The 22,866-nt window shown below is 32.6% G+C and carries 26 protein-coding genes; 6 read left to right on the forward strand and 20 right to left on the reverse strand.

What is annotated here, in order from left to right; all coding sequences use genetic code 11:
- Positions 1-290: 290 nt before the first annotated feature.
- The 5 genes from CW357_RS15485 to CW357_RS15505 form a co-directional block, all read right to left on the reverse strand.
- Positions 291-1,340, reverse strand: coding sequence for a DUF4097 family beta strand repeat-containing protein (locus tag CW357_RS15485; RefSeq protein WP_124218531.1), 1,050 nt, complete (start codon positions 1,338-1,340; stop codon positions 291-293).
- 400 nt (positions 1,341-1,740) lie between these two features.
- A complete protein-coding gene (locus CW357_RS15490) occupies positions 1,741-2,226 on the reverse strand; it encodes a YusW family protein (RefSeq protein WP_119415888.1) in 486 nt (161 codons plus the stop codon).
- A gap of 117 nt (positions 2,227-2,343) precedes the next feature.
- Positions 2,344-2,853: a YusW family protein gene (locus tag CW357_RS15495; protein ID WP_158582355.1), complete on the reverse strand. Its 510-nt coding sequence runs from the start codon at positions 2,851-2,853 to the stop codon at positions 2,344-2,346.
- 99 nt (positions 2,854-2,952) lie between these two features.
- Entirely contained in the window at positions 2,953-3,483 is a 531-nt protein-coding gene (lepB, locus tag CW357_RS15500) for a signal peptidase I (RefSeq protein ID WP_119415886.1), read from the reverse strand.
- 164 nt (positions 3,484-3,647) lie between these two features.
- Positions 3,648-4,277, reverse strand: coding sequence for a hypothetical protein (locus CW357_RS15505; RefSeq protein ID WP_119415885.1), 630 nt, complete (start codon positions 4,275-4,277; stop codon positions 3,648-3,650).
- Positions 4,278-4,594: 317 nt separating this feature from the next.
- Between CW357_RS15505 and CW357_RS15510 the strand changes: the two genes are divergently transcribed.
- Positions 4,595-4,852: a hypothetical protein gene (locus CW357_RS15510; protein ID WP_147414484.1), complete on the forward strand. Its 258-nt coding sequence runs from the start codon at positions 4,595-4,597 to the stop codon at positions 4,850-4,852.
- A gap of 11 nt (positions 4,853-4,863) precedes the next feature.
- On the opposite strand, the gene CW357_RS15515 is transcribed toward CW357_RS15510, so the two are convergent.
- Positions 4,864-5,367 carry a DUF1648 domain-containing protein gene (locus tag CW357_RS15515; RefSeq protein ID WP_124218532.1) on the reverse strand — a complete coding sequence of 168 codons (504 nt, stop codon included), beginning with the start codon at positions 5,365-5,367 and terminating at the stop codon, positions 4,864-4,866.
- Between the two features lie 202 nt (positions 5,368-5,569).
- Between CW357_RS15515 and CW357_RS15520 the strand changes: the two genes are divergently transcribed.
- Entirely contained in the window at positions 5,570-6,418 is an 849-nt protein-coding gene (locus CW357_RS15520) for an aldo/keto reductase (RefSeq protein ID WP_124218533.1), read from the forward strand.
- Positions 6,419-6,617: 199 nt separating this feature from the next.
- On the opposite strand, the gene CW357_RS15525 is transcribed toward CW357_RS15520, so the two are convergent.
- The 3 genes from CW357_RS15525 to CW357_RS15535 form a co-directional block, all read right to left on the reverse strand.
- On the reverse strand, positions 6,618-7,253 hold the full coding sequence (locus CW357_RS15525; RefSeq protein ID WP_241155146.1) for an NDxxF motif lipoprotein: 636 nt from the start codon (positions 7,251-7,253) through the stop codon (positions 6,618-6,620).
- 11 nt (positions 7,254-7,264) lie between these two features.
- Complete coding sequence (locus tag CW357_RS15530; protein WP_124218534.1) at positions 7,265-8,176, reverse strand: phosphotransferase; 912 nt, start codon at positions 8,174-8,176, stop codon at positions 7,265-7,267.
- A gap of 188 nt (positions 8,177-8,364) precedes the next feature.
- Positions 8,365-8,634, reverse strand: a complete 270-nt coding sequence (locus CW357_RS15535; RefSeq protein WP_124218535.1) for a hypothetical protein — start codon at positions 8,632-8,634, stop codon at positions 8,365-8,367.
- A gap of 243 nt (positions 8,635-8,877) precedes the next feature.
- Here CW357_RS15535 and CW357_RS15540 point away from each other — a divergent pair, with 243 nt between their 5' ends.
- Positions 8,878-9,843 carry a quinone oxidoreductase family protein gene (locus CW357_RS15540; RefSeq protein ID WP_124218536.1) on the forward strand — a complete coding sequence of 322 codons (966 nt, stop codon included), beginning with the start codon at positions 8,878-8,880 and terminating at the stop codon, positions 9,841-9,843.
- 106 nt (positions 9,844-9,949) lie between these two features.
- Here CW357_RS15540 and CW357_RS18365 read toward each other — a convergent pair whose 3' ends face one another.
- The 6 genes from CW357_RS18365 to CW357_RS15565 all read right to left on the reverse strand — a co-directional run bounded on the left by CW357_RS18365 (position 9,950) and on the right by CW357_RS15565 (position 15,060).
- On the reverse strand, positions 9,950-10,123 hold the full coding sequence (locus CW357_RS18365; RefSeq protein WP_158582354.1) for a hypothetical protein: 174 nt from the start codon (positions 10,121-10,123) through the stop codon (positions 9,950-9,952).
- Positions 10,124-10,144: 21 nt separating this feature from the next.
- A complete protein-coding gene (locus CW357_RS15545) occupies positions 10,145-10,546 on the reverse strand; it encodes a LysR substrate-binding domain-containing protein (RefSeq protein WP_119415878.1) in 402 nt (133 codons plus the stop codon).
- Entirely contained in the window at positions 10,540-12,537 is a 1,998-nt protein-coding gene (locus CW357_RS15550; RefSeq protein ID WP_124218537.1) for an ABC transporter permease, read from the reverse strand. The genes CW357_RS15545 and CW357_RS15550 overlap by 7 nt, the downstream gene beginning before the upstream one ends.
- Positions 12,527-13,288 (reverse strand): ABC transporter ATP-binding protein, encoded by a 762-nt coding sequence (locus tag CW357_RS15555; RefSeq protein WP_124218538.1) that lies wholly within the window; start codon positions 13,286-13,288, stop codon positions 12,527-12,529. The genes CW357_RS15550 and CW357_RS15555 overlap by 11 nt, the downstream gene beginning before the upstream one ends.
- 98 nt (positions 13,289-13,386) lie before the next feature.
- Positions 13,387-14,268 (reverse strand): sensor histidine kinase, encoded by an 882-nt coding sequence (locus CW357_RS15560; protein ID WP_164489625.1) that lies wholly within the window; start codon positions 14,266-14,268, stop codon positions 13,387-13,389.
- 99 nt (positions 14,269-14,367) lie between these two features.
- Positions 14,368-15,060: a response regulator transcription factor gene (locus CW357_RS15565; RefSeq protein WP_124218540.1), complete on the reverse strand. Its 693-nt coding sequence runs from the start codon at positions 15,058-15,060 to the stop codon at positions 14,368-14,370.
- A gap of 208 nt (positions 15,061-15,268) precedes the next feature.
- On the opposite strand from CW357_RS15565, the gene CW357_RS15570 reads away from it, so the two are divergent.
- Entirely contained in the window at positions 15,269-15,766 is a 498-nt protein-coding gene (locus CW357_RS15570; RefSeq protein ID WP_124218541.1) for a DinB family protein, read from the forward strand.
- A gap of 234 nt (positions 15,767-16,000) precedes the next feature.
- Here CW357_RS15570 and CW357_RS15575 read toward each other — a convergent pair whose 3' ends face one another.
- A complete protein-coding gene (locus CW357_RS15575) occupies positions 16,001-17,713 on the reverse strand; it encodes an ABC transporter ATP-binding protein (protein WP_124218542.1) in 1,713 nt (570 codons plus the stop codon).
- A gap of 571 nt (positions 17,714-18,284) precedes the next feature.
- Between CW357_RS15575 and CW357_RS15580 the strand changes: the two genes are divergently transcribed.
- The gene (locus tag CW357_RS15580) at positions 18,285-19,574 is read left to right on the forward strand and encodes a dicarboxylate/amino acid:cation symporter (RefSeq protein WP_124218543.1); all 1,290 of its coding nucleotides are present in this window, start codon (positions 18,285-18,287) and stop codon (positions 19,572-19,574) included.
- Between the two features lie 79 nt (positions 19,575-19,653).
- On the opposite strand, the gene CW357_RS15585 is transcribed toward CW357_RS15580, so the two are convergent.
- Positions 19,654-20,295: an HAD hydrolase-like protein gene (locus CW357_RS15585; protein WP_119415870.1), complete on the reverse strand. Its 642-nt coding sequence runs from the start codon at positions 20,293-20,295 to the stop codon at positions 19,654-19,656.
- Positions 20,296-20,390: 95 nt separating this feature from the next.
- Here CW357_RS15585 and CW357_RS18370 point away from each other — a divergent pair, with 95 nt between their 5' ends.
- Positions 20,391-20,558, forward strand: a complete 168-nt coding sequence (locus CW357_RS18370; protein ID WP_158582353.1) for a hypothetical protein — start codon at positions 20,391-20,393, stop codon at positions 20,556-20,558.
- A 120-nt stretch (positions 20,559-20,678) separates the two neighbouring features.
- Here CW357_RS18370 and CW357_RS15590 read toward each other — a convergent pair whose 3' ends face one another.
- The 3 genes from CW357_RS15590 to CW357_RS15600 all read right to left on the reverse strand — a co-directional run bounded on the left by CW357_RS15590 (position 20,679) and on the right by CW357_RS15600 (position 22,760).
- Positions 20,679-21,344: an HAD family hydrolase gene (locus CW357_RS15590; protein ID WP_124218544.1), complete on the reverse strand. Its 666-nt coding sequence runs from the start codon at positions 21,342-21,344 to the stop codon at positions 20,679-20,681.
- Positions 21,341-22,099, reverse strand: coding sequence for a hypothetical protein (locus CW357_RS15595; RefSeq protein ID WP_124218545.1), 759 nt, complete (start codon positions 22,097-22,099; stop codon positions 21,341-21,343). The genes CW357_RS15590 and CW357_RS15595 overlap by 4 nt, the downstream gene beginning before the upstream one ends.
- Positions 22,100-22,277: 178 nt before the next feature.
- Complete coding sequence (locus CW357_RS15600; RefSeq protein ID WP_119415867.1) at positions 22,278-22,760, reverse strand: GNAT family N-acetyltransferase; 483 nt, start codon at positions 22,758-22,760, stop codon at positions 22,278-22,280.
- Between the last annotated feature and the right edge of the window lie 106 nt (positions 22,761-22,866).

Genomic DNA, 22,866 nt, shown 5'->3' on the forward strand with positions numbered 1-22,866 from the left:
CCCCAAAATAGCACTTTTTCACTCTAAAAATTGGAAAATCGTATCTTTGGAGAGCAAATAAGCACTTTATAAACTTAAAAAGGAGAAAATAACCGAGTTCCGTACTAAATCCACAACTTATGATGTAGCTGTGAATAATTCAGGTTGAAATATAATATATCCCTATTTTAGTACGATTAAGTAAAAATTAAGTTTCATTTTAATTCTATATTCTTGCATGTTGTATTTATTCATGTTTATAAAAAAAGCGTATACCAAATCTGGATACGCTTTTTACTACTAAGAAGAGATTATGCAATTTCTGATTTTAATCCAACGATAATTTTCCCCATATCTGTTATTAGTTTCACTTTAGGTTTACCGTTTCCATAAATGATTTTACGAGATTTTTGACCATAAATTTCAACTTTCCCCATATCCGTTTCTGCGCTGATACTACCATTTGTCATTTCTTGATCGGTAGATAATTGAATATGGCCCATATCTGTTTCTAAATGAAGTGAATGTTCAATTTTAGGTATGTACATTTCTATCCGTCCGTTGTCCGTTCTTGCATCAATTTCTCCAGCTAATGCTTCTAATTCAATCCGTCCGTTATCTGTACGGAGTTTGGATGTATTGACATTGCTATTTGAAAACTCGATCCGACCGTTATCTGTTTCTGCATAAAGTGATGTGAAATGACATTGACTTCCCCATATCCGCCCATTATCAGTTTTAAATTCACCATCATTGGCTAAAACGTTATCTAATTCAATCCGTCCATTATCGGTTTCAAGCTTAACATCTTTTGATTGTAATTTTACTAGTTTGATAAAACCATTATTATTATGAACAGCTATATGATTGTATAACTTTTCAGGTATTTGTAATGTAACTGTCGCATCAGTGAATGCATTTACAGCAATTTTGAAAAACCAAAATTTACGGTGAAATCCCTCACGTTCAATATTCACATGGAGTACACCATCCAAATTCTTGACGTGGACATTCGTTTTTTCTTTCGAATCTATAATATTATAATAGAATTTATCGTCATTAGAAGGTTTAAGAATCACATTTGCGCCATCTGCCATTATTTTCACTTTCTGAAATTGCTCTGTATCAATTGGTTTCAGCTCTTCAGTTGGAACAAATTCTTCCTCAGAATAGGCTTTTAATAGTTCAGTTGCAATTTCTTCGGCAGGACCAAATGATGAAATGATTTCTTCAACACTTTTCCCTTCTTTTTTGCCGTTTTCAAAATAGTCTTTGAAATCTCGTATTATATCTTTTCGTTCCTTTGAATTTAGTTGTTTTAGTGCAATTTCAAGCTCTAGTAGATACTTTTTTTCGTTCATTAGTCATCCTCCTTAATAAGTTCCATTAACCCCTTTAATAAAAATGCATCCATTCTTTCTCCAAGTGCAGTAATTTGATAGTTTTCTTGGTAGACCTTCTAAGGGATCTTTGCAAATTTGTGATAAAGTAGTAAACTTCTTCTGTTAATCGCCTCAACAACAGAAAAACTGAACTAAACAAGTTCATATTCCTACATATCACCTTTGTCTAGTAATGCTAGTACACAGAGATCTAGTACTCTGTTCATTAATCAGTAGTATACTATTCGATATTATTCAATACAATAATACTTATCTCTTTTTATAGAAATTTCAAAATATTTAGTAGAAATTTATTCATTATAATAAAAAAAGCCCATGTTTACGTTTTTTCAAAACAAAGAACAAAGGCTTTAGTGGGTTAGGGGATGAATACATATTTATTTTCTAATCCATCTGTAAATCCTATTTCTAATTCGATTTTTTGATAATCGTCTCGTATATTAAATAGCGAAATAAGTTCTTCCTTTACATCGGAAGCGGGTGTTCCTTTATGGAGTTTAAGTTTAAGTAGTAATGGTTGGATTTTTGAAAAGGCCTCTTTTCCAATGATCTTCTTACTTGTTTGAGTATCTATCATTTCGGCTTCTATTCCAATTGATTTCTTTTCGTATACGATTTCGGTAGATTGGTTATTTTCGTAATTGATATTCAAGATAAATTTTTTGAACTGTAGTTCTTTACTTTCAAAGTTGTTGGATGACTTTGTATTATTAGATAGATTAACGGAATGATTATCTATAGCAGCTAACATTTGCTCTTTGTTTGTAGCATTTTCGTTGTTTTCACAACCTAACAATATGAATAATATGAATACTAAAGCCAGATAGTTTTTACTATTTATCAAGGAAACAGCTCCTTTCAGTTACTAAGCCTACTATTTCCTTTTCAAAATCGAATCATTCATTATTCAATAAAAATGCCTTAAAAACTGATTTAGAATCAATTTTTAAGGCATTGGTCATTAAGGGTGGAAAGTATATTCTTTTTCTATTCCATCAGCAAATTTAACATCAAGATCAATTTTCACATATTCTTCTTTAATATTAAAAACAGACAAAATTTCTTTTTTTACATCTTCATCAGTTGATTGCGAAGTGAAAGTTAGTTTTTTAAACAATGGTTCAAGTTCTGCATATGCTTCATTTCCTTCGATTTTTTGGTTTTTCAAATCATTTTTAACTGATGCTTCTGCTCCATCTTTTTCATTTTCATATTCCACTTTAAAGGATTGATTTCCTTTATAATCTACATCCAAATCAAATTCAGAAAACGCAAATGGTATATTATTCGGATCTTTTACAGACGAGTAATTATTATCACCAGATTGGTCTGCTTCAGTTGGCTTATTTGCGCCACTTTCTGATACTGGTGCGTTTTCACTTACATTTGTTGCGTTATCATCAGTACCTTTACACCCAACTATCAATAAAGACAAAAGCATTAACGTTAAAAAAATGTAGATTTTTTTCATATAAACAGCTCCTTTATTATAACTGTTTATAGTATTTCCAGAATTCATGGATTTTCTACACCAAATTTAAAATGAGTAATAATGTTTTCATCAAAATGACTACTTTGTATAGTTAAAATCCTGGTTAAAAGGTTTTAGGCGAATCATGACCTTCGCCTTTACTTCTTTTTTATAATTGATTGGTCCAAAGTCTCTGGAATCCATTGAATTATTCCGATTATCCCCCATTACAAAAATTTCACTTTCCCCAACTTTCACATCAAGATCTTTCGTCACCATTGGTTCTTTAATATATGGTTCGTCGATTTCTTTACCATTACGATAAAGTACATTGTCTTTAATCTGAATATGATCTCCGGGTAAACCAATTACTCGTTTTATGAACAAGTCATGACCTGCTACAATTTCTGCATCAAAACTCACGATATCATTATAATTAGGATCTCCGTAACTATATGCGAGCCGATTAGATAATAAATAATCTTCCTCGTGTAAACTGTTTTCCATACTATGTCCAATGACAATTTCAGGTGAGATGATAGCACGAAAGCTAATAACTAAACAAATCATGATCATGAATGTTAAGAAAAAATTCCGCAAGTCTTTCAATAATCCTGAAAATTTCTTCATTTTTCCGCCTAGTTTCTATATTGACTAATTTTTAATATAATAATCTATTTTTCAAAGTACTTTGTCAAACAATATTAAACAAAAAATAGAGTTGTTCGAACTCCATCAAAAAAGGGATACCTAAAATAGTATCCCTTTTACATGTTCATCTTACAATATTGCTGTTATTTCCACTCTTTTAATGTTTTTTCTAAAGTTACTTGGTTGGTCAATCGTTGGATTCCTTTAGATTCTTCCACAGCTTGTTCCATTTCTGATTGATAACGCTCTTTGTTGTTTTGTTTCTTTGCAATCACTGCTTCTATGCTGTGTTTCATCCAAGATTGATAAAATGGCTTATTTCGTGCAACTCCATATTTGCCAGCGAGTGCTTCTGCATAAGCTTGGTTATATGACTTTAACGGACCATTTTTCATGGAATCGGCAATTTTTTTAGCACCTGCGAAATCACCTAAACGAACTGCGCGTTGGAATTCATAATCCATGCGACCATCATGATTGTTTTTATTTTTTTTGATGAGTTTATCTAGTGCTTCTATTTCATCTTCTTTTGTTCCTTCTTTAATCGCTAATATATGTGCATATATAGGATTGCTTTTTTGGAAACGGACTTGACGTAAAATCGCATTTGTCTTTTTAGACGCAGTCATCGTATAAGCATAATAACCCACTACAGCGATTGCTAAAAAGATAAAGAACAGAAGCGAGTATGTTGTTGGAACATTAAGCCAAGTAAAAATCCCGCCAATACCTAGAATGATTACGTAAAATAATAAAAGTTTTAAAATATTCATTTCAATTCTCCAATACTATAAGAATGGTGGATAAACCATCTATTCTATCTTATCAATGACTTAAAAATTGAGCAATGAATAGGGTGCAAAACGGAATGCTTTTATTGTTATTTTGTTCATAATTCATACATACATATGATTATTAATGGAACCGTTTAGGAGGTATATAGATTAACAAGAAAAAGATAATTCTAATAGGTACGATTATATTAATAGTAAGCTGTTTTTCTTACTTGTTTAATTTTTTCTCCGAAAAAGAAAATATAACTCCCACGATTGCCGAAACAAAAGTAGCTACACAAAAGGACACTGGAAATATGGACGAAATGTTGAAGAAAATAACTAGCTCTAACTTCGAAGAGGACTTAAAAATTGCATTAAATCAACATGGTTATGATGCTGTACTTGCTGGCTATTCAATCTTTTCTTATGAAAATAAATCGGTATTACTTTATTTAAATAATACGAACGGAAATGAAAATATTAAATCGGAGATAAAGCAATTGGTGGATGAAGTATCAAATAATAATGGACTCGGTTTATTTAGAGTTGAGTTATCTTATAAAAAAGAATGATCAAGTCATTTTTAATCTTTTTCCTCATTTAAGGCCACTATAACAGTCATTAAGGTAGGAATGATAATAATAGAAGCAACTACACTCCAAATGACACCTTCTAATATTGCGTTATTCCCTTGTGCAATATGAATCGTTTTCCATACCAAAATAGCTAGCAATAAACTACTCATATTTTTAATAAAAGAAATCATTAATACACTTTGCTTTACTTCTTTTTCAATATTTGAATTTTTGATATCTATCGGAAAATAGTGCCAATCAGGATGTTTCTCCAAGATTTGAAGTGCAATCATGATCAAAAATGTAATCATCGGAAATAAAAACAACGTCCATTTCGATTCATACTGTAAGATTTCCATGCTCATCCCAAAGTATTTGGGTACTTCAGCAGGCAAACTAGACCAGTTAAATATTAAATACGCGCATGCTGCTACAAATAGACCCAATCCAATTGTATCCATGATATGCATAAGTGTCGTCTTTTGAAAGGAAAAAGCTGAATCTCGTTTCAAGTAAATCACACCTCTTGTTCATTTTTAAAAGAAAACAATTAGCCAATTACTTTTATCATGTGCCAAAAACACGCCTAATATGATTTTAATTTCCCATAAATTGTCCAGGAAATTGGACTTTATTCTTTTATCCTTCAAATCTCATTTCAATTCTTAGATATTCTTTTCATATCATGGTAAAATATGTTTCTATAAAGGAGGAATGATTGTTATGACAAACGAAACAGTAACACTAAATAATGGTGTACATATTCCAGCTGTTGGATACGGTACTTTTAGAGTAAAAGATAGTGATGAACTAGCTGAAATGGTGACGCTGGCTATTAAAGAAGGCTATCGCCATATTGATACAGCTCATATATACGGAAATGAAGAAAGTGTTGGACGGGGTATCAAAAAAGCAATTGATGAAGGAATCGTAACGCGTGAAGAATTATTTGTTACATCTAAAGTTTGGAATGATGGACTTTCATACGATGAAACCATTGCTGCCTATGAAGAAAGCATCCAAAAATTAGGTTTAGATTATCTCGATTTATATATTATCCATTGGCCAGGTCAAGATGATAATTATATTGAAGTATATAAAGCACTTGAAGAACTATATAACAATAAACGTGTAAAAACAATTGGGGTAAGTAATTTCCATGTACATCATCTTGAAAAACTACTAGCAAACACTACAATTGTACCTGCAGTCAATCAAATCGAGTTCCAACCACGTTTAACACAAATTGAAGTTCGTGAATACTGTAAAAAACATGGCATTCAAGTAGAGGCTTGGTCACCACTTATGAATGGAGAAATTCTAAATGACCCTACACTCGTTGAAATTGCCGAAAAATATAACAAATCGACTGCTCAAGTTATTTTAAAATGGGATTTACAAAACGATGTTATTACAATTCCAAAATCAATGACACCTTCTCGTATTCGTGAAAATTTAAATATCTTTGATTTTACATTGACTGATGAAGATGTTGAAAAAATTTCTGCTTTAAATGAGGATTTCCATTATGGTGCTAATCCTGAAGTTTTCAATTTTAAATAATAAATAGAAAAATTAATTACTTGCTAGACTGTAGCTTAACTTTCTAAAAAGAGTTGCTACAGTCTTCTTGCATTTACCTATAATAGTGCTTTCGTTTTTAATACAAAAAGGCCCTTTAGACTAAGTAAATCCAAAGGGTAAGTATCGCATCTTTTTCTAAATACTTGGGTAGCTTAATAAAAATTTGTTATTTATCATTCTATTCTCTTCCAAATGCTTTCGTATCAATCTTTTTCTCATCAAGGAAGTCTTCTATTTTTTTCTGTTCCTTCCCATTTGCTATTTTAGAATTTTTAATTATTGCTCCAACGTTTATTTCTGGAAAGTCTCCATTATCATCTAGCATCTTATTGAGTTCATCAAGGGGCTCATTTACAGTAACAATATATCTGCTGATTCTTTTAGACTCTTCTAGATACCCTTCAGGTAATGTATTATTTAAAATATAGTCAGAAAAATTCTCATCATTTTCTTTTATAAGCTTGTTAATTTTGTCTAATTTCTCTCGTTCTTCTTTAGTTAATTCCTTTTCTTCATCAATAGCATCTTGAAATGGTTCACTAGCGTTTAATAATTCATCATGGCTATCTAGATAGGTTTTTATGCTTAATCTCATTTCCTCTTCATCAATTACACTATTTTGTTTATGAGAGGTAAAAATGGCACTGGGAATCTTTACATCCTGTATAGAAAGAACTTCATCATCTTCTGTAATGTCGATCTCAGTTACGCCCTCATGAGAACATGCACTTAATAAACATAAAATCAAGAAACTATAAAAAATCTTTCTAATAATAATCCATTCCCCTTTACTTTGTTTGTAAGAATCACACAAAAGACAACTTACTATAAATGATTGGTTATTTCTTTTGTTAGATTATGGACTCGCTTTAGATAGTAATTTCTTTTCTCAGAATCATTTATAGATGAGGTAAATAATATGGACAGCATTAAAGCCGTATCAAGTCTATAGATGCATTGTATGATTGCATTTGTATTTTGGATAATGTCTACATCTTTATATCCCTTTATAAAATCTTCTTCATCTAATTCTTTTGTTTCAAAAATCCTCATTAACTCCATTATTGGATTCCCTATAAATGAATTGTCCCAATCAATAATTGCTTTAATCATTCCGTTTTCGCCTATTAGATTTGGTTGTCTAACATCAAGATGTAGTAAGCTGTTCTTAGTTTGAGCTGTATTCAGAATTTCTTCTAATTCTTGTAAGCTAGGAATGATAAAATTAGAATTTATTAGTTTGTTAAGTGAATCAACGCGTTCTGTTATTCTTTGTGAGACGATTTTACTTAACCTTTGCTCATTTTGATCTGCAATTGATAGTCCATGCAACGGAATTTTATGTATTTTAGATATGAGTTCCCCTATATCATAGGGAGGAATATCTTGACCATCTCCTGCTACAAAATCAGATACTATAAAGTTTATCTCTTTACTAAAATACAACTGATGAATTTTCGGTACGGGTATATGATACATATGACAATGCTCGGATATGACTGCTTCTTTTTTTAATGAGATAATCCCACTTGAGTTCTTATCCATCATATTTTCTTCCAATCTCCAAGGCGTTCTTACTGCAAGTCTTCCTAAATTTTTCTCATGAATGAGGAATACGGCGTTTATAACACCACTACCTATTAAATTTATTTCTTCAATTTGCCAATTCAATTTATGGTTTAGAACATGTTTTATATCTACTCTTAACTTTTCTATTGTTTTAGTTGTTAATGCCATTGCACTAAACCCCTTTATTTTGCAATTAAGTTTTGCTCCAGAAGTAATTAGAATGTCCTCGTAGTTTTAAACTACTCTCTTACTATTCTACAAAAGACAACAAAAACCTTTCTTCCAATGCTTTTCTAGATCAAATTAAAAAGCCGAAAACAAATTGAATTTGTTTTCGGCCATTCGAATTGTAATAATTATTTTTGCTTTTCGACTACGTTTAAGCACCAAGTGAAGTTATCCCAAGCTGAATACCAGCCGTTGAAAAGTTCAGATGAATCATCCCAACGTACATCGAATTTCTTTTGTCCATCTACATCGACAATATACAATGCAAGAGTTTCGTCTGCTTTAGCAACAGCTAATTGCATACCGTTTTTGCTTTCCTCTTCAGTGAATGGTACATCCGAAATTGAACGTAGTTGTGCCTGTTCAAATACTTGTTTGTTAATGATTTTGTAATTCATAATAAACCTCCGATAAAACTTTCGCTTAAAATTTAGTTCCTACTTTATTTTATACCTAAAACTAGAACTATAATAGTATATCCTATTTTCACTCTACAATTAAAGAAATCATGAAAATAAATTGGATATTTCTATTAAAAATTTTGTGTTTTTAACTTTTTCTTGTCCATCAGTGCTAAATCCTAAGAAAACAGACATGAATGTGGTACAATAATGCACTAAATAGCGAAAGGGGTTTTTAATATGAAAGCACTTGTTTTCAATGAATTTGGAGATTCAACAGTTTTGCAATATACAGAAATTCCAAACCCTGAAATCCGACCAAATGAAGTCTTAGTTCGCACAAAAAGTATTGGGCTAAACTTTGCTGATATATATAGGAGAAAAGGAAATTATCATTTAGCTGGTGAACCACCTTTTATACTTGGTTATGAAGGTGCAGGTATTATTGAGGCAGTTGGCAAAAATGTATCACAAGTACAAGTCGGAGATCGTGTAGCATTCGCCGATGTACCTTTTGCAAATGCTGAACAAGTAGCAGTACCTTCTGAAAAGTTGATAGTATTACCTGAAGAAATCTCGTTCGACGTTGCAGCATCTATCCTTCTTCAAGGACTAACAGCTCACTATTTGACGAATGATAGTTATAAAGTGAAAGCAAATGATTCAGTAGTTATCCATGCAGCATCAGGCGGTGTTGGACAAAATTTAGTACAAATTGCAAAATTATATAATGCTAGAGTGATTGCCTTAACTTCTACAATGGAAAAAGGTAAGAAAGCGTTAGAAGTCGGTGCAGATATTGCTTTTACATATGATGAGGATTGGACACAATCTGTTATGAAATTCACAGATGGAAAAGGCGCAGATGTCGTTTACGATTCCGTTGGTTCCACTCTTGAAGATAGTTTTCAAGCAACTCGTATAGGCGGTACGGTCGTATTCTTTGGTATGTCTGGCGGTGACCCTGCCCCAATAGATCCTCGCATGCTGATGGATACTTCAAAAACACTGACAGGTGGAGATTTGTGGAATGTCCTTACTTCATTTGAAGAACGTCAAAAACGATCCAAACAATTATTCGATTGGATTATTTCAGGAAAACTTCAACTTCAATCCCCTACTGTCTTTCCCCTAGAAGAAGGTGCAAAAGCACATGATTTCCTTGAAAGCCGTAAGAGCACGGGAAAAATATTGTTAAAGCCATAATCTATTGTTAAAAGTCATATTGTAAATCTCGATATTAAATAACGAAAAGCCTAGGTCATTAAGAGACTTAGGCTTTTGTTATTCTATTAAAATCTAAAACACTTAATTAGTAGAAGTGGGAATATCTAATTTTCTCTAACAACGGTATGATTTGATCGTTTTCTTTATCATATTTCATATATAAATCGACTGTAGGTAATTCAAATAAATCAAAATCGATCACATTCAATCTCCCTTCCATCATTTCTTTATACACAATGGATTTAGGTAAAAATGCCATTCCTAAACCATCTCTCACAAATTATTTTACGATGTAGCTTTGAGAAATTGACATGAAACGAACAGGATTTATATGTTTTTGCAATAACGGCTCGATTAATACCGCTTTTTTTAAATGTCCTGTAAATACGGGATACTTAGCAAATAAGTTTTCCAAGTCATAATAGCTCCCCGTTTCATCATCTTCGCGATCAGGAGGACAAACTAACTGCATGGGACTTGAAACGATTTTCTCTGCATGAATTGAACGATACTTACTCTTTCCAATTCCAATGCCGATATGAGCGTTATTCGAAATCAGTTGCTCATCAATCATATCTGATCCTTCAACAATGATACGAATATCAAACTCTGAATGCTCCATTAGAAATTGATAGATAATATGAGGTAAATTCGTCTCTGTTAATAAAGGGCTTTTTATAATATTCCTTTAATAATTTTTCGATAATAACTAGATGTTAGAATCGCAAAGATTGAATAGAGTAGAATGTAGATACCCATCGTCGTAAGTAATGGAACTACCAATTCGGTACCAAAGAAGTTCCAACCTGACTTAACAGCAAAATAGCTATGACATAAGCCTAACAATAAAGGTAAACCGAAACTAAATAATTGTTTTCGATAAATCCCTCTCATCATTTCATCAGGTGAGAAACCGATTTTTCGTAATGTTCTATAAGATTCGATTTCTTCTTCTGCTTCAGTCATTTGCTTAAAGTATAAGATACTTCCGGTTGCTAATAAGAAGGCAGATCCTAAAAATCCAGTGATAAAAATGAGTAGTCCCATATTTTCAAGAGATTGTTGATACATTTCTTTTTTAGGACTAACTTGAAGTAATGAAGTAACTCCATCTTTTTTGCCAATTTTAAATGTCCCATCATTTGTCGCTTTTTTGTATAAAGTAATGGCTTCTTTTAGTTGGTTTTCCTTTGGAATGTTATAACCCGTATAAGTTTTCCATAAAGTGCTTTTTTGAATTGATGGATCTTTTTTCAATTGGTTAAATAATTCATCTTGGATAATAATCGCAGGACTTCCGTAAGATATTTCCGCTGATATACTAGCTTTTTTCTCAATATCGATTAGTTTAAGTTTTTGCTTTGCTTTATCATGATAAAGCGTCATGCTTTTTCCTATTTTTAGAGGCATAAGATTTTTGAGGACGTCACTGTATCCTGTCAATACTGCCTCATCTTGCCCTAAGTGAAGCTTTGGAAATACTTTTTTTGCATCACTTTCTTTCATCACGATATTGTCCAAGGTAATATTAATTTGTGCTTCTTTACTTAAAGGCTTTTCTAGCAAAGTATTCGTATCAATTTGTACGTTTAATAGCTCAAATTGATATTTTTGAAAATGAATATTGTTAGATTTTAATGATTCTTCAAAGGTTTTTTCACCATTATGATTAAGAATCGCCAAATCATATGGCATATTTTGTTCTGTTTGAGAATCCGTTGAGTAATATGTGATATAAGATAGTGACAATATCGTTAATGCCATTGCAGTCATTAGAGTAATAATTGATAGTGATAATGTATTACTTTTCATACGATGCATAATTGGCGTTATTGCAAGTACATCGTTTAATGATAAATGCCCTCTTTTTGACATACGTATCATATTCATGATAAATGCGATGGAGTAGCGGAATACTAAGAATGTACCGATAATCACGCTTCCTAATATAAGTCCCATCTTCCTATACAAATCATTAGCAGAAATGGTTTTATCGATTGCGAAAAGAACAGTTGATAAATAGTAACCGTAACTGATTAGTCCAATCCCGATAATTCCTAAAATGATTTGGAAAAAATTCATCTTCTTCATCTTTTGGTCAGCTTTACTTGTCGCTTTAAATAAATCTAATAATGTAGTGCGATGAACCATCCACATCATTTGAAGTAATACGACGATAAATAATAGACCAAACACAAGCATTGTTTGGAACAAAGCTTCCGTTGAAAATTCGAGTTCGATTTCCCTTTTTGTATTAATCGCTTTTAAGAATAATAAGGCAAAAAATCGAGAAAAGAAAAATCCTATCAACATACCAATGGCTGATGCACCAACCCAAAGGATCAAGTTTTCAATCGTTAACATATATGAGATTGTTGGCTTTGGAATACCAATCATTTGATACAAACCAATTTCTTTACTACGTCTTTTCAAGAAGAGCTGGTTTGCATAGAAAACGAAGAAAAATACAATGACCAATAACAAAACGGAACCTACTTTAAAGCCCATTTCAGCTTTTAAGCTTGAATAGGACAACTTCACAACAGCCGCATTATGCTGTAAAGTGACAAATGAAAAGTATAAAGCGGCACTAAAAATTAGTGCGAAAAAGTATAAATAGTAGTGTTTTATATTCTTTCGCATTCTTCTTAATACAAGCGTACTAAGCTTCATAACCGTCACCGCCTAGAACGCCTTGTGTATTCATAATTTCTTGGAAAAATTGTGTACGCGTTTTATCCCCTTTATAAACTTGAGTGAAAATTTGACCATCTTTTAGGAAAAGAACACGACTACAATAACTTGCAGCAACTGGATCATGTGTTACCATCATAATCGTCACATGATTGGCTTTATTTAAAGTACTTAAGTTTTCAAGCAATGATGAAGCTGATTTAGAATCAAGTGCACCTGTTGGTTCATCTGCAAAAACAATGCTCGGATGAATAATTAGTGCACGAGCTGCAGCTGTACGTTGCTTTTGCCCACCTGATATTTCATTTGGGTATTTTTTTAATAATTCTTGAATTCCTAATTGTGTTGCTAGTTGTTGACAACGAGATTCCGCTTCTTGCTTACTTGTTTTCCCTACTGATAAAGGTAATAGAATATTTTCCTTTACAGTCAAAGTATCAAGTAAATTATAATCTTGGAATATAAAACCCATTTCAGTTCGTCGAAAAGCTGATAATTGCTTAGATTTCATCTTTTGAAGTGATTGTCCATTTATTTCGACGATGCCTTCAGTTGGACGATCAATCGAGCAAAGCACATTCAATAAGGTAGTCTTACCAGATCCCGAGGGCCCCATAATCCCGACAAATTCCCCTGCTTCAACTTCTAAATCGATTCCTTTTAATACTTCTTGAGCAAACAACTTTTTACCATATGTTTTTTTAATCTTACTAGCTTTTAATATGCTCATTTGATTCCCTCCTGCTTTTGTTATTTATATTGTATAAAGAAATGGCAGCGGAATCGTTCGATTAACGTGACATTTTGAATGTGAACATGACATTTTTGTCACTTTGAGATCGTTTTGACGAATTCATTGGATTTTGGAAATGTTAATGTAAAAGTGCTACCCTCGTTCACTTTGGATTGTACTGCAATGGTAATCCCTAACTTTTTAGCTGAATTTTCCGCTAAATACAGCCCCATACCTGTTGATGCACTTTGTTTACGTCCTGTAGAGCCTGTAAATGCCTTTTGGAATATACGTGGTACATCTGCGGGATCAATACCGTCACCAGTATCTTGTATATGTAATTGTTGGTGGCCTTCATCATCCTTTGTACCATAAATCGAAATGGTATCTCCTTTATGACTATACTTCACGGCATTCGATAGAATTTGACGAAAGATAAAAGAAAGCCATTTTTGATCTGATAATATACTAACTTGAATACCCTCTATATCGATTGCTAAGTTTTTGGCAAGACACCATGACATTAGCTCTTTAATTTCTTTTGCCACCACTTTTTCTAAAGCTACTTTGTCTAATATCGTATCTTGTTCAATACTCGCAAGTCTTAACGTGTGTAAAGATTGGTCAAGTAAAAGATGGATTCTAAGCCATTCAAGTTCTAACGGTTTTCTCGTATCAATTGGTAAATCCTCTATTATTAACTTCATCGCAGTTAAAGGGGTCTTCACTTCATGAACCCACGCTAAATGTTGATCACGTTCTTCCGAAAATTGTATCGTTAACTCATTCTTATAACGTTCTAATTCTAAGGCTGATTCATTTAGTTTAGACATGATCAACTCTTCGACACGATGGAACTTATTTGGCATATCAGCTATGTCTTTGACAAACTTCATCTCTTTAAAATATCGCCAAACAACGAACATTAAAAAGAAAAAGAGCAATGTAGCATTTAAATAAGTTGTAGAAACCTTCATAAACCCAACATCCAAATATAAAAGTAGGTTCATCCATAACATGCAAATAGCAAAAAATAGAATCCAGGAAAGTCTCTCTCTTAAAAATAACCAAATCAACTATTGCACATCCTTTGTAACAGCCATATACCCAAGACCTTTCTTCGTGACAATAACATCTTTCAAAGAAAGCTCCTCTAATTTACTTCTCAAGCGGTTAACATTTACTGTTAATGTATTATCATTAACAAACCGTTCGTCATCCCAAAGTTTTCGCATAAGCTCATCCCTAGAAACAATCTGATCCTTATGTTCTAAAAGGATTCGTAAGATGAACTGCTCGTTTTTGGTCAGCTCTATCGTTTTATTGTTTGTCATGATTGTACTCGTTGCATAATCGATTGTTGCACCATTCCAAAGGACATTCTCTACTTTTTCCTCTTTATAATCATATGTACGGCGTAAAATAGCTTGTACCTTTGCCAATAAAACATCCATATTAAAAGGTTTTTGTATATAATCATCGGCTCCCATTTGCATAGCCATGACCATATCCATCGGTTGATCTCTTGATGACAAAAACAGGATAGGAACCTTTGATATTGCGCGTATTTCACGACACCAGTGAAATCCATCGAAAGCAGGTAATTGTATGTCTATAATAACTAGTTGTGGCTGAATAGTACTAAAAGTATTCATCACATATTTAAAATCATCTGGCACCTCCACTTGCATATCCCATTGTAAAAAATGATTTTGAATCAACCTTGAAATTGACTCATCATCTTCTATTAATAATATTTTAAATGTCATATTACTGCTCCTTACTATTATTTCTATAAATTATCATAACAAAACATACAGAAGAGGTGGACATTTTTATAAAGTCACTACTTATTTTATTTTGAAATTTTTCTAAACTGTACAACTTTTGTTGTAAATTCGCATAAGAACATACGTTTTGTAAAATTGTGGTTTTATGCTATAATATTGTCAGTTGAAATAGAAATGGGGAACGTAAATGTGTGTTGAAACAACGATAATTAATGAATTTAGTAATTATTCTTCTTGGCTAAATACATTAGAAGATATGGAAGAAACTTTATGGTCTAAACCTATAGCCAAAGGTAAATGGTCTGTAAGTGAAATAATAGCCCACATTATAAATTGGGATAATCACCTTATATCTGAAGTTATCCCTGCAGTTCAGAGCGGAAAGGGAATGGAATTTCCAGATTTTAATACCCATAATAAAACAGCATCTAATTACGCTAAATCTGGCATATCAAAGTCAAAACTACTTGAAGAAGCAAAGAATACAAGGAAAAGACTTGTAAAGGAACTTAACGAACTGCCAAACGAATTATTAAATAAATCAATAACTTCAAATGGTGTAACTCACTGTCCACATACTGGAACACCGTATTCACTTATATATATTGTTAAGGAATTTATAGATCATGATCATCATCATAAAGGACAAATTATACAATTCCTAAAGAAAAAGACTATAGATTAATCAAGTTGTTTTCTTCAATTCCCTATTATGACTTCTAAAGTTGGAACAATTCGCTGAAATAATTTACTGCGCCATATCAAATTGTATTTATTTTATGGTCGTCAACCAACCGCTTTATTTTATTCTTCAGTTCAAGGTAGAAAAAAGCACGAGCTCAGTACATTACTGAACTCGTGCTAAAATGGTATCTATTAAAAGTAAATTATTTCTACTTTTATAAAATAACGATATTGATTAGATCATTTGATTTCGATGTAAGTTTGCTAGAATTCCGTCCCGCTCTACCAATTGATCATACTTACCACTTTCTGCGATACCATTTTTCGTCACAACAAATACTTGATCTGCATTTCTAACTGTTGCTAGTCGGTGTGCAATTATAATCGTTGTGCGATTTTCAGAAAGCTCTTCAAGTGAGCGTTGAATGATTTTTTCTGTTTCAGTATCGAGTGCAGAAGTTGCCTCATCAAGGATTAGGATTGGTGGATTTTTTAGGAACATACGCGCAATCGCTAAACGTTGTTTTTGACCTCCTGATAATTTCACTCCACGCTCTCCAATTTCCGTTTCAAAACCTTGTGGCAACCCTTCTATCAATTCAAGTATATTAGCCTTACGTGCCGCTTCTTCGATTTCTTCGATTGAGGCATCTAACTTTCCATATGCAATGTTTTCTCGAACAGTACCTGTAAATAAGAAAACATCTTGTTGTACAATGCCGATATTTTCACGTAATGACCTTTGAGTCATCTTCTTAATATCAAGACCATCAATGGTAATACCTCCACCTGTGACGTCATAAAAGCGTGGAATAAGCGAACAAATCGTTGTTTTACCAGCCCCTGATGGACCAACGAGCGCAACTGTTTGGCCTGCCTGAATCGATAAATTGATATTTTGTAAAATAGGATACTTGCCATCATAGCTAAAATCGACTTCATGGAATGTAATATCCCCTGCTAATTGTTTAACAGCTATAGCATCCGGTTGATCTATCACATCAGGCTCTTCATTCAGCATATCTTGAAAACGTTTAAAGCCTGCCATACCTTTTGGATACATTTCTAATAAAGCACTAATTTTATCAATCGGTTTTATCAATACATTTGTAAATAACACGAAACTAACGAGTTCACCATAAGTTAACGTACCTTTGAAGCTGTACCATGCCCCAACAATTAAAACGATTAGCGTTAATAGACGTGTTAAAAAGTAAATACTTGCGTGTGTAGATGCCATCACACGATAGGCAAATAATTTCGCATCTTTGAAAATACTATTTTGCTTTTCAAAGAGTTCCATTTCATGCGTCTCATTCGTAAACGATTTAACAACACGAATCCCTGAAATACTGTCTTCCACACGACCATTAACATCCGCAATTTTACTGTACATCGTGGCCCAACCTTTGTTCATCAACTTATTACTTATAGAAATAACGAAAATTAGGATTGGCACCATTATTAAAACAATAAGTGCTAATTGACTATTAATATTAAACATTAATAGAAAAGCGCCAACAAACGTCATAATCGCAATGAAGAAATCCTCTGGGCCATGGTGAGCAAATTCCCCAATATCAAATAAATCATTCGTAATACGGCTCATAATATTACCTGTTTTCATATTATCAAAGAAGCGAAACGATTGCTTTTGCATATGATTAAATAGCTCTTGACGCATATCCGTTTCAATATAAATGCCAAGCTTATGTCCTAAATAATTGACGATATAATTTAATACGGTACTTAGTAAATATACTAAGAATAAGAGGAAACTAATTTTTGTAATTTCTCCCCATTCTCCTGTCGGTAATAGACTATCGATAAACCATTGTACCGCTACAGGGAATGCCAACTCTAAGATAGCAACAAAAATCGCGCTAAAAAAATCGATATAAAATAAGCGCTTATGTGGTTTGTAATATGAGAAAAATTGTTTCAGCATACAGATCCTTTCACGCCTATAGTAATCAACGATAGACATATAGGCTTGTTATTTTTATGTAGCGTCTTCCAGATTGTTCTTTGCATAATTCGCATTTTTCAATTACACATAATAAGCATAATTGCTAATATGCAGATTACGATAATTCAATAAAAAACGCAGCCAACGTTCTAGTCTAACTCATTAATGATAATATTTCTCAATTAAATATGTCAATAATATTTTATGGTTAGTATTGCTTTTTGTAAGTATATTTTGTATTAATTTCCCTTAGTGCCTATGTTTTTATTTTATATAGACTAGCGAGGCTTATAATTCTATGCAAAAATCTATAAAACTGTATTAATACAAAAAAGACAAAATTCATCTGTTACAAAAAATCAAGAAATCGATTAGTATGATAGAAATCATTCTTATTCCTTCTATTACCTAGCCTTTAAGCTATGTCCATCAGATAAGACCAAAATAACCAAAAAGACTTTTAAAACCATAATATTGAAAACGTTTTCTTTTTCAGTATGATGTGAATAAGCGAGAAGATAATAGATAAATAGAGAAAGAAGGCGAAATAATGAAATTCAACTTTAGAAGTTTAACCTTTCAAGTAATTACAGCAATTATTATCGGTATTATTGTAGGGGCGATCTTCCCCGAATTAGGCGTTCAACTAAAAGTGTTAGCGGATATCTTTATTAAATTAATCAAAATGTTGATCGCACCAATTATATTCTTAACGGTTGTGATTGGTATAGGAAGTATGGGGAATTTAAAAAAGGTTGGTAAAATTGGTGGTAAAGCATTAATCTATTTTGAAGTGGTATCGACAATTGCTTTAGCTATTGGATTGGTTGTCGTTCATTTTGTAAACCCAGGTCATGGTTTGGATACTTCAGCTGCAAACAGCGGCGATGTGTCTGCGTATACAACAGCAGCAGCTGAAACGGAGCAAGGACTTGTAGCATTTATCATGAATATCGTGCCTGATAATTTCTTCGGTTCTTTAGCAGCTGGTCAATTATTACCCGTCCTATTTTGTGCGATCCTTTTTGGTGTAGCGGCTGCTTCTCTTGGTGAAAGCGCAAAACCTGTTATTAAACTATTTGAACAAGTTTCGGAGATTTTCTTTAAAATTATTAATATGGTGATGAGACTTTCGCCTATCGGTGCATTTGGTGCCATGTCATACACAATTGGTAATTTTGGACTTGAATCCTTAAAATCACTTGGTCTATTAATGGCTGCTGTTTATATTACTATGTTCTTATTTATTGTTTTCATCCTTGGAGCAATTGCAAAATTCTATGGCTTTAACATTTTAAAATTTATCGCCTACATTAAAGATGAGATTTTCCTTGTTGTCGGAACTTCGTCTTCAGAGTCGGCACTTCCATCTATGATGAGAAAATTAGAGAATTACGGATGTTCTAAACAAGTGGTTGGTCTTGTGGTTCCAACTGGCTATTCTTTCAACCTTGATGGTACGTCTATCTATCTTTCAATGGCCGCGATGTTTATCGCACAAGCATATGATGTGCCAATGTCTATTTGGCAACAACTCACTTTACTTGGAATATTAATGTTAACTTCAAAAGGTGCTGCAGGGGTTACAGGTTCTGGTTTCATCACTTTAGCTGCGACATTAGCCGCTTTCCCAATGATTCCGGTAGAAGGTATCGCATTATTAATCGGTGTGGACCGCTTTATGTCTGAGGCACGTGCGGTTACTAATCTAATTGGTAACGGTGTTGCAACTGTTGTTATTTCGAAAAGTGAGAAAGAATTTGATCCTACTGGAGCACACAATAAGGTTGTTGATGAACCGGAAGTTAGTCCTTCAACAAGTCCAGAAATAACAGCATGATTTGCATGATAAAAACCGTTCTAGAAAGTGCTAGAACGGTTTTCTTATGGAATTCATCATATTTTCTTACCATGTAAACTTATACAATCGTTAAAATTTCTTTAAAATTATCAATGACATAGTTTGCTTTATTTAATTCCGTTTCTTGTGCAAAATCAAATCGAACACCAATGGATGTTAAATTATTGTCTAGAGCTGCTTTTATGTCCGAAGAACGGTCACCAATCACAAAACCTTCTGCAATCCCATTCTCACTTTTCACTAAATGCACAAGTTCTGATTTATTTCCTGATGGAATTACATCAATACTATAAAATCCATGTATAAAACGATTTAATCGAAACTGTTCCACAATTGCTTGTAAATATGGTATTTGCCCATTACTTGCTATGTATAAAGGGTATGTCTTTGATAATTGGGCTAATGTTTCTTCCACGCCTTCGTACAGAGCCCCATTCCCTTTCGTTATTTGTTGAATAAGTTCATCTAGAAACCACTGATTCGTATTGTTATGTACTTCCAAAGTATGTTGAGGACATAAAGTTTCCCACACAACGGGTAATGGGACCCCCATAATTTCACGATATTGATCTATCGGGGTTTTGTCGTGCCATAATTTTTTCATACGTAACTTTTCAAATGTAGCTTCAAGAGCAGGTTCTAATATTTTATTCGTCTGAAAAAGTGTACCATCCATATCAAAAATAAGAGAAGTAGTCATCTAAAATCTCCTTTGATTTTTTGTATTTTTACATAAAGAAATGTAATATAATAGAAAAGTAAAAATCTATATCGACCATGAAATGAGGTTATAAAATGTCTTCCAATCAACAATCTTCACAAAACTCATCTGAAAAGAAACAATATACGACTGAAGAAATGCTACAAGAAATTCAACGTCTAGCAGGCTTACTACAAAGATCCGATATTACAGAAGCTGAATATTTAAAGGAAAAAGAGAAATTGATCAATATGATGAAATAGAATCTCTTATAAATAACCAGGTTATGCTATTAACCTGGTTATTTTCTTTTAAGATGGTTTATTCAAAAGAGCTTTATATGTTACCCTACCCAATCTCGGTTTTTAATGGGAAACTTTAGTTTACATAATAAATTTATTTATAATATTTGGTAAATCTAATAAATCGTCCACCACATATTCTGCTTCTACATTGTTCCACTGAGTATTCTTCTTCCAAATGGCTATCATTCCAACATTTTTAGCTGCTTTTATATCATTTTCAAGATGGTCCCCAACATATACGCTTTCAAAAGCATTCACTTCTAGCTTTTGTAATGCCCTATGAAAAATTTCTGGATTAGATTTTTTAATATTTTCCCACTCGGAGATTAAAATCGTATCCATAACTTTATTCAAACCTAATGCAACGATGTTATCCATCTGAAATTGACCTTTGCCATTTGTAATAATGCCTAATTTATATTTTTGAGACTTCAACTGATGTAACATCTTAAATAGATTAGGAAAAGCAATGCAATGATGATGAAAATTCTTTATATAATCATTTAATAAATCGTCAGCAGAAACGTTTTGAATATTAAATTCATCTACTAATTGCATATAAACTTGATCTTTCCATGTATACCCACGATTATCTAATTCGATGAATCGATCTATATATAGTTGCTTAGGAATGTGATGAATGCAATTGCTGAATCGTTCATATTGATCGTTGATAAATGACATAAGGGACAAATCACGATTTAATAGCGTGCCATCAAAATCAAATAATATAGCTTTAATCAAATAGAACCTCCGAAGAAGGAACTCAATCCAAAATACTTAGTCAAAGGTACTTTTCGACCTTCTTTATCCCAATTATGATATTCCTTAAATAAAGCCTTCAGATCATGATTAGCATACACTTCTACTAAATGCTTCACAGCAAGATAACTGCGCCAATAATCAAACATAATACTTGATAAATTACCTTTATATGTACTACTTCCAAAGTTATCTATTGATTGTTTTCCATATTGATCATTAAATGCTTCTACTAATTTCGTTTCTGCGTTCGTTATATCATTAAATTCTTTCTCATTTAACAGTATTTTACGAGGTAAGAAAAAACACATTCCCTCTTCGAACCAAATACTATCTTCTCGTTCATCTTCAAACTCATCCAAAAACAAATCTGAATGATGTGTTAGTTCGTGTGCTAATATGATAAATACTTGATTCTCGGAAAAATTTTCGTAAAATTCTCGTACATCTGGAAGCTCTTTATTGTCTAATTGCTTTACAAGTATGTTTCTCCACGTTTCTATATCTGGTGACATGTAGATTAAATTTTCATTTGTAAAGGCAGGAATAGGTACCTCAGAGAACACTGTAGTTGCTAATTCTTCATTCGTCCATAAAATTCCCTTCGGTAAGTCCTTCAAAGCATATTCACTTTCAAGTATTTGTTGATATTCCTTTAATTTAATTGCAAATCGTTGTATTGTATCTTGGTATTTTTTATATTCTTCAATACTTTCAAATGCAAAGATATGTTTCATGATTATATTGCCCTCCTCAATGAATGAACATTCTAATTTTTTAGTTTATTAGTAATCTAAGTATCCAACAAAAAAACTCCAACGTTACTGTTACTATTCCTTTTCTAAATCTACACTTGGCGCTACTAAACGAATATTATTTTGCATTCTCCTCACTCCATATCTATTAGATGATAAATTACAAAATCTTAGTCATGTTATACCAAACTTCCCCACCATGCTCTGATTGAGAGATTCCGTTATTTACGTACCCGTGTTTTTCGTAAAATGGGATTAACCTTTCTAAGCATGTTAATGTAACAGCTTTGCGATTCTTACTCTTTGCATCTGTTTCAAGATGAGTTAATAATGCTGTTGCAATTCCTTTTTTTCGATGCATTGGATGTACAGCTAAACCTAATATACTTTGAACTCCACCCGTTTTTGGATTTTCTTTTGTTTCGCTAAATAAGTCATCTGTAATATAATCTCTTTCCATCACAGGACCATTAACAAAGCCAACGATTTCTCCATTGTCTTCAGCTACAAAAAAGCTATCTGGAATCATACGGATTCGATTGACAAAAGCAACCTCTGTCGCAGCTTCTTCTTGCGTAAAGCTTAAATTTTCAATTTCTATTAAACGGTCTAAATCTTCTATTGTTACTTGTCTAATATTCAAAGTTACATGCACCTCAAGTTGTTTTTTATCTATTGTCTATCAAAACCCACATTTTGTAAATAGATGAGTGAATTTCTGGCTCTTTGTAAATAGTTGGGGTGGGGAC

This window comes from Rummeliibacillus sp. TYF005 (assembly GCF_003844195.1).
In the GTDB taxonomy this organism is placed as follows: Bacteria; Bacillota; Bacilli; order Bacillales_A; family Planococcaceae; genus Rummeliibacillus.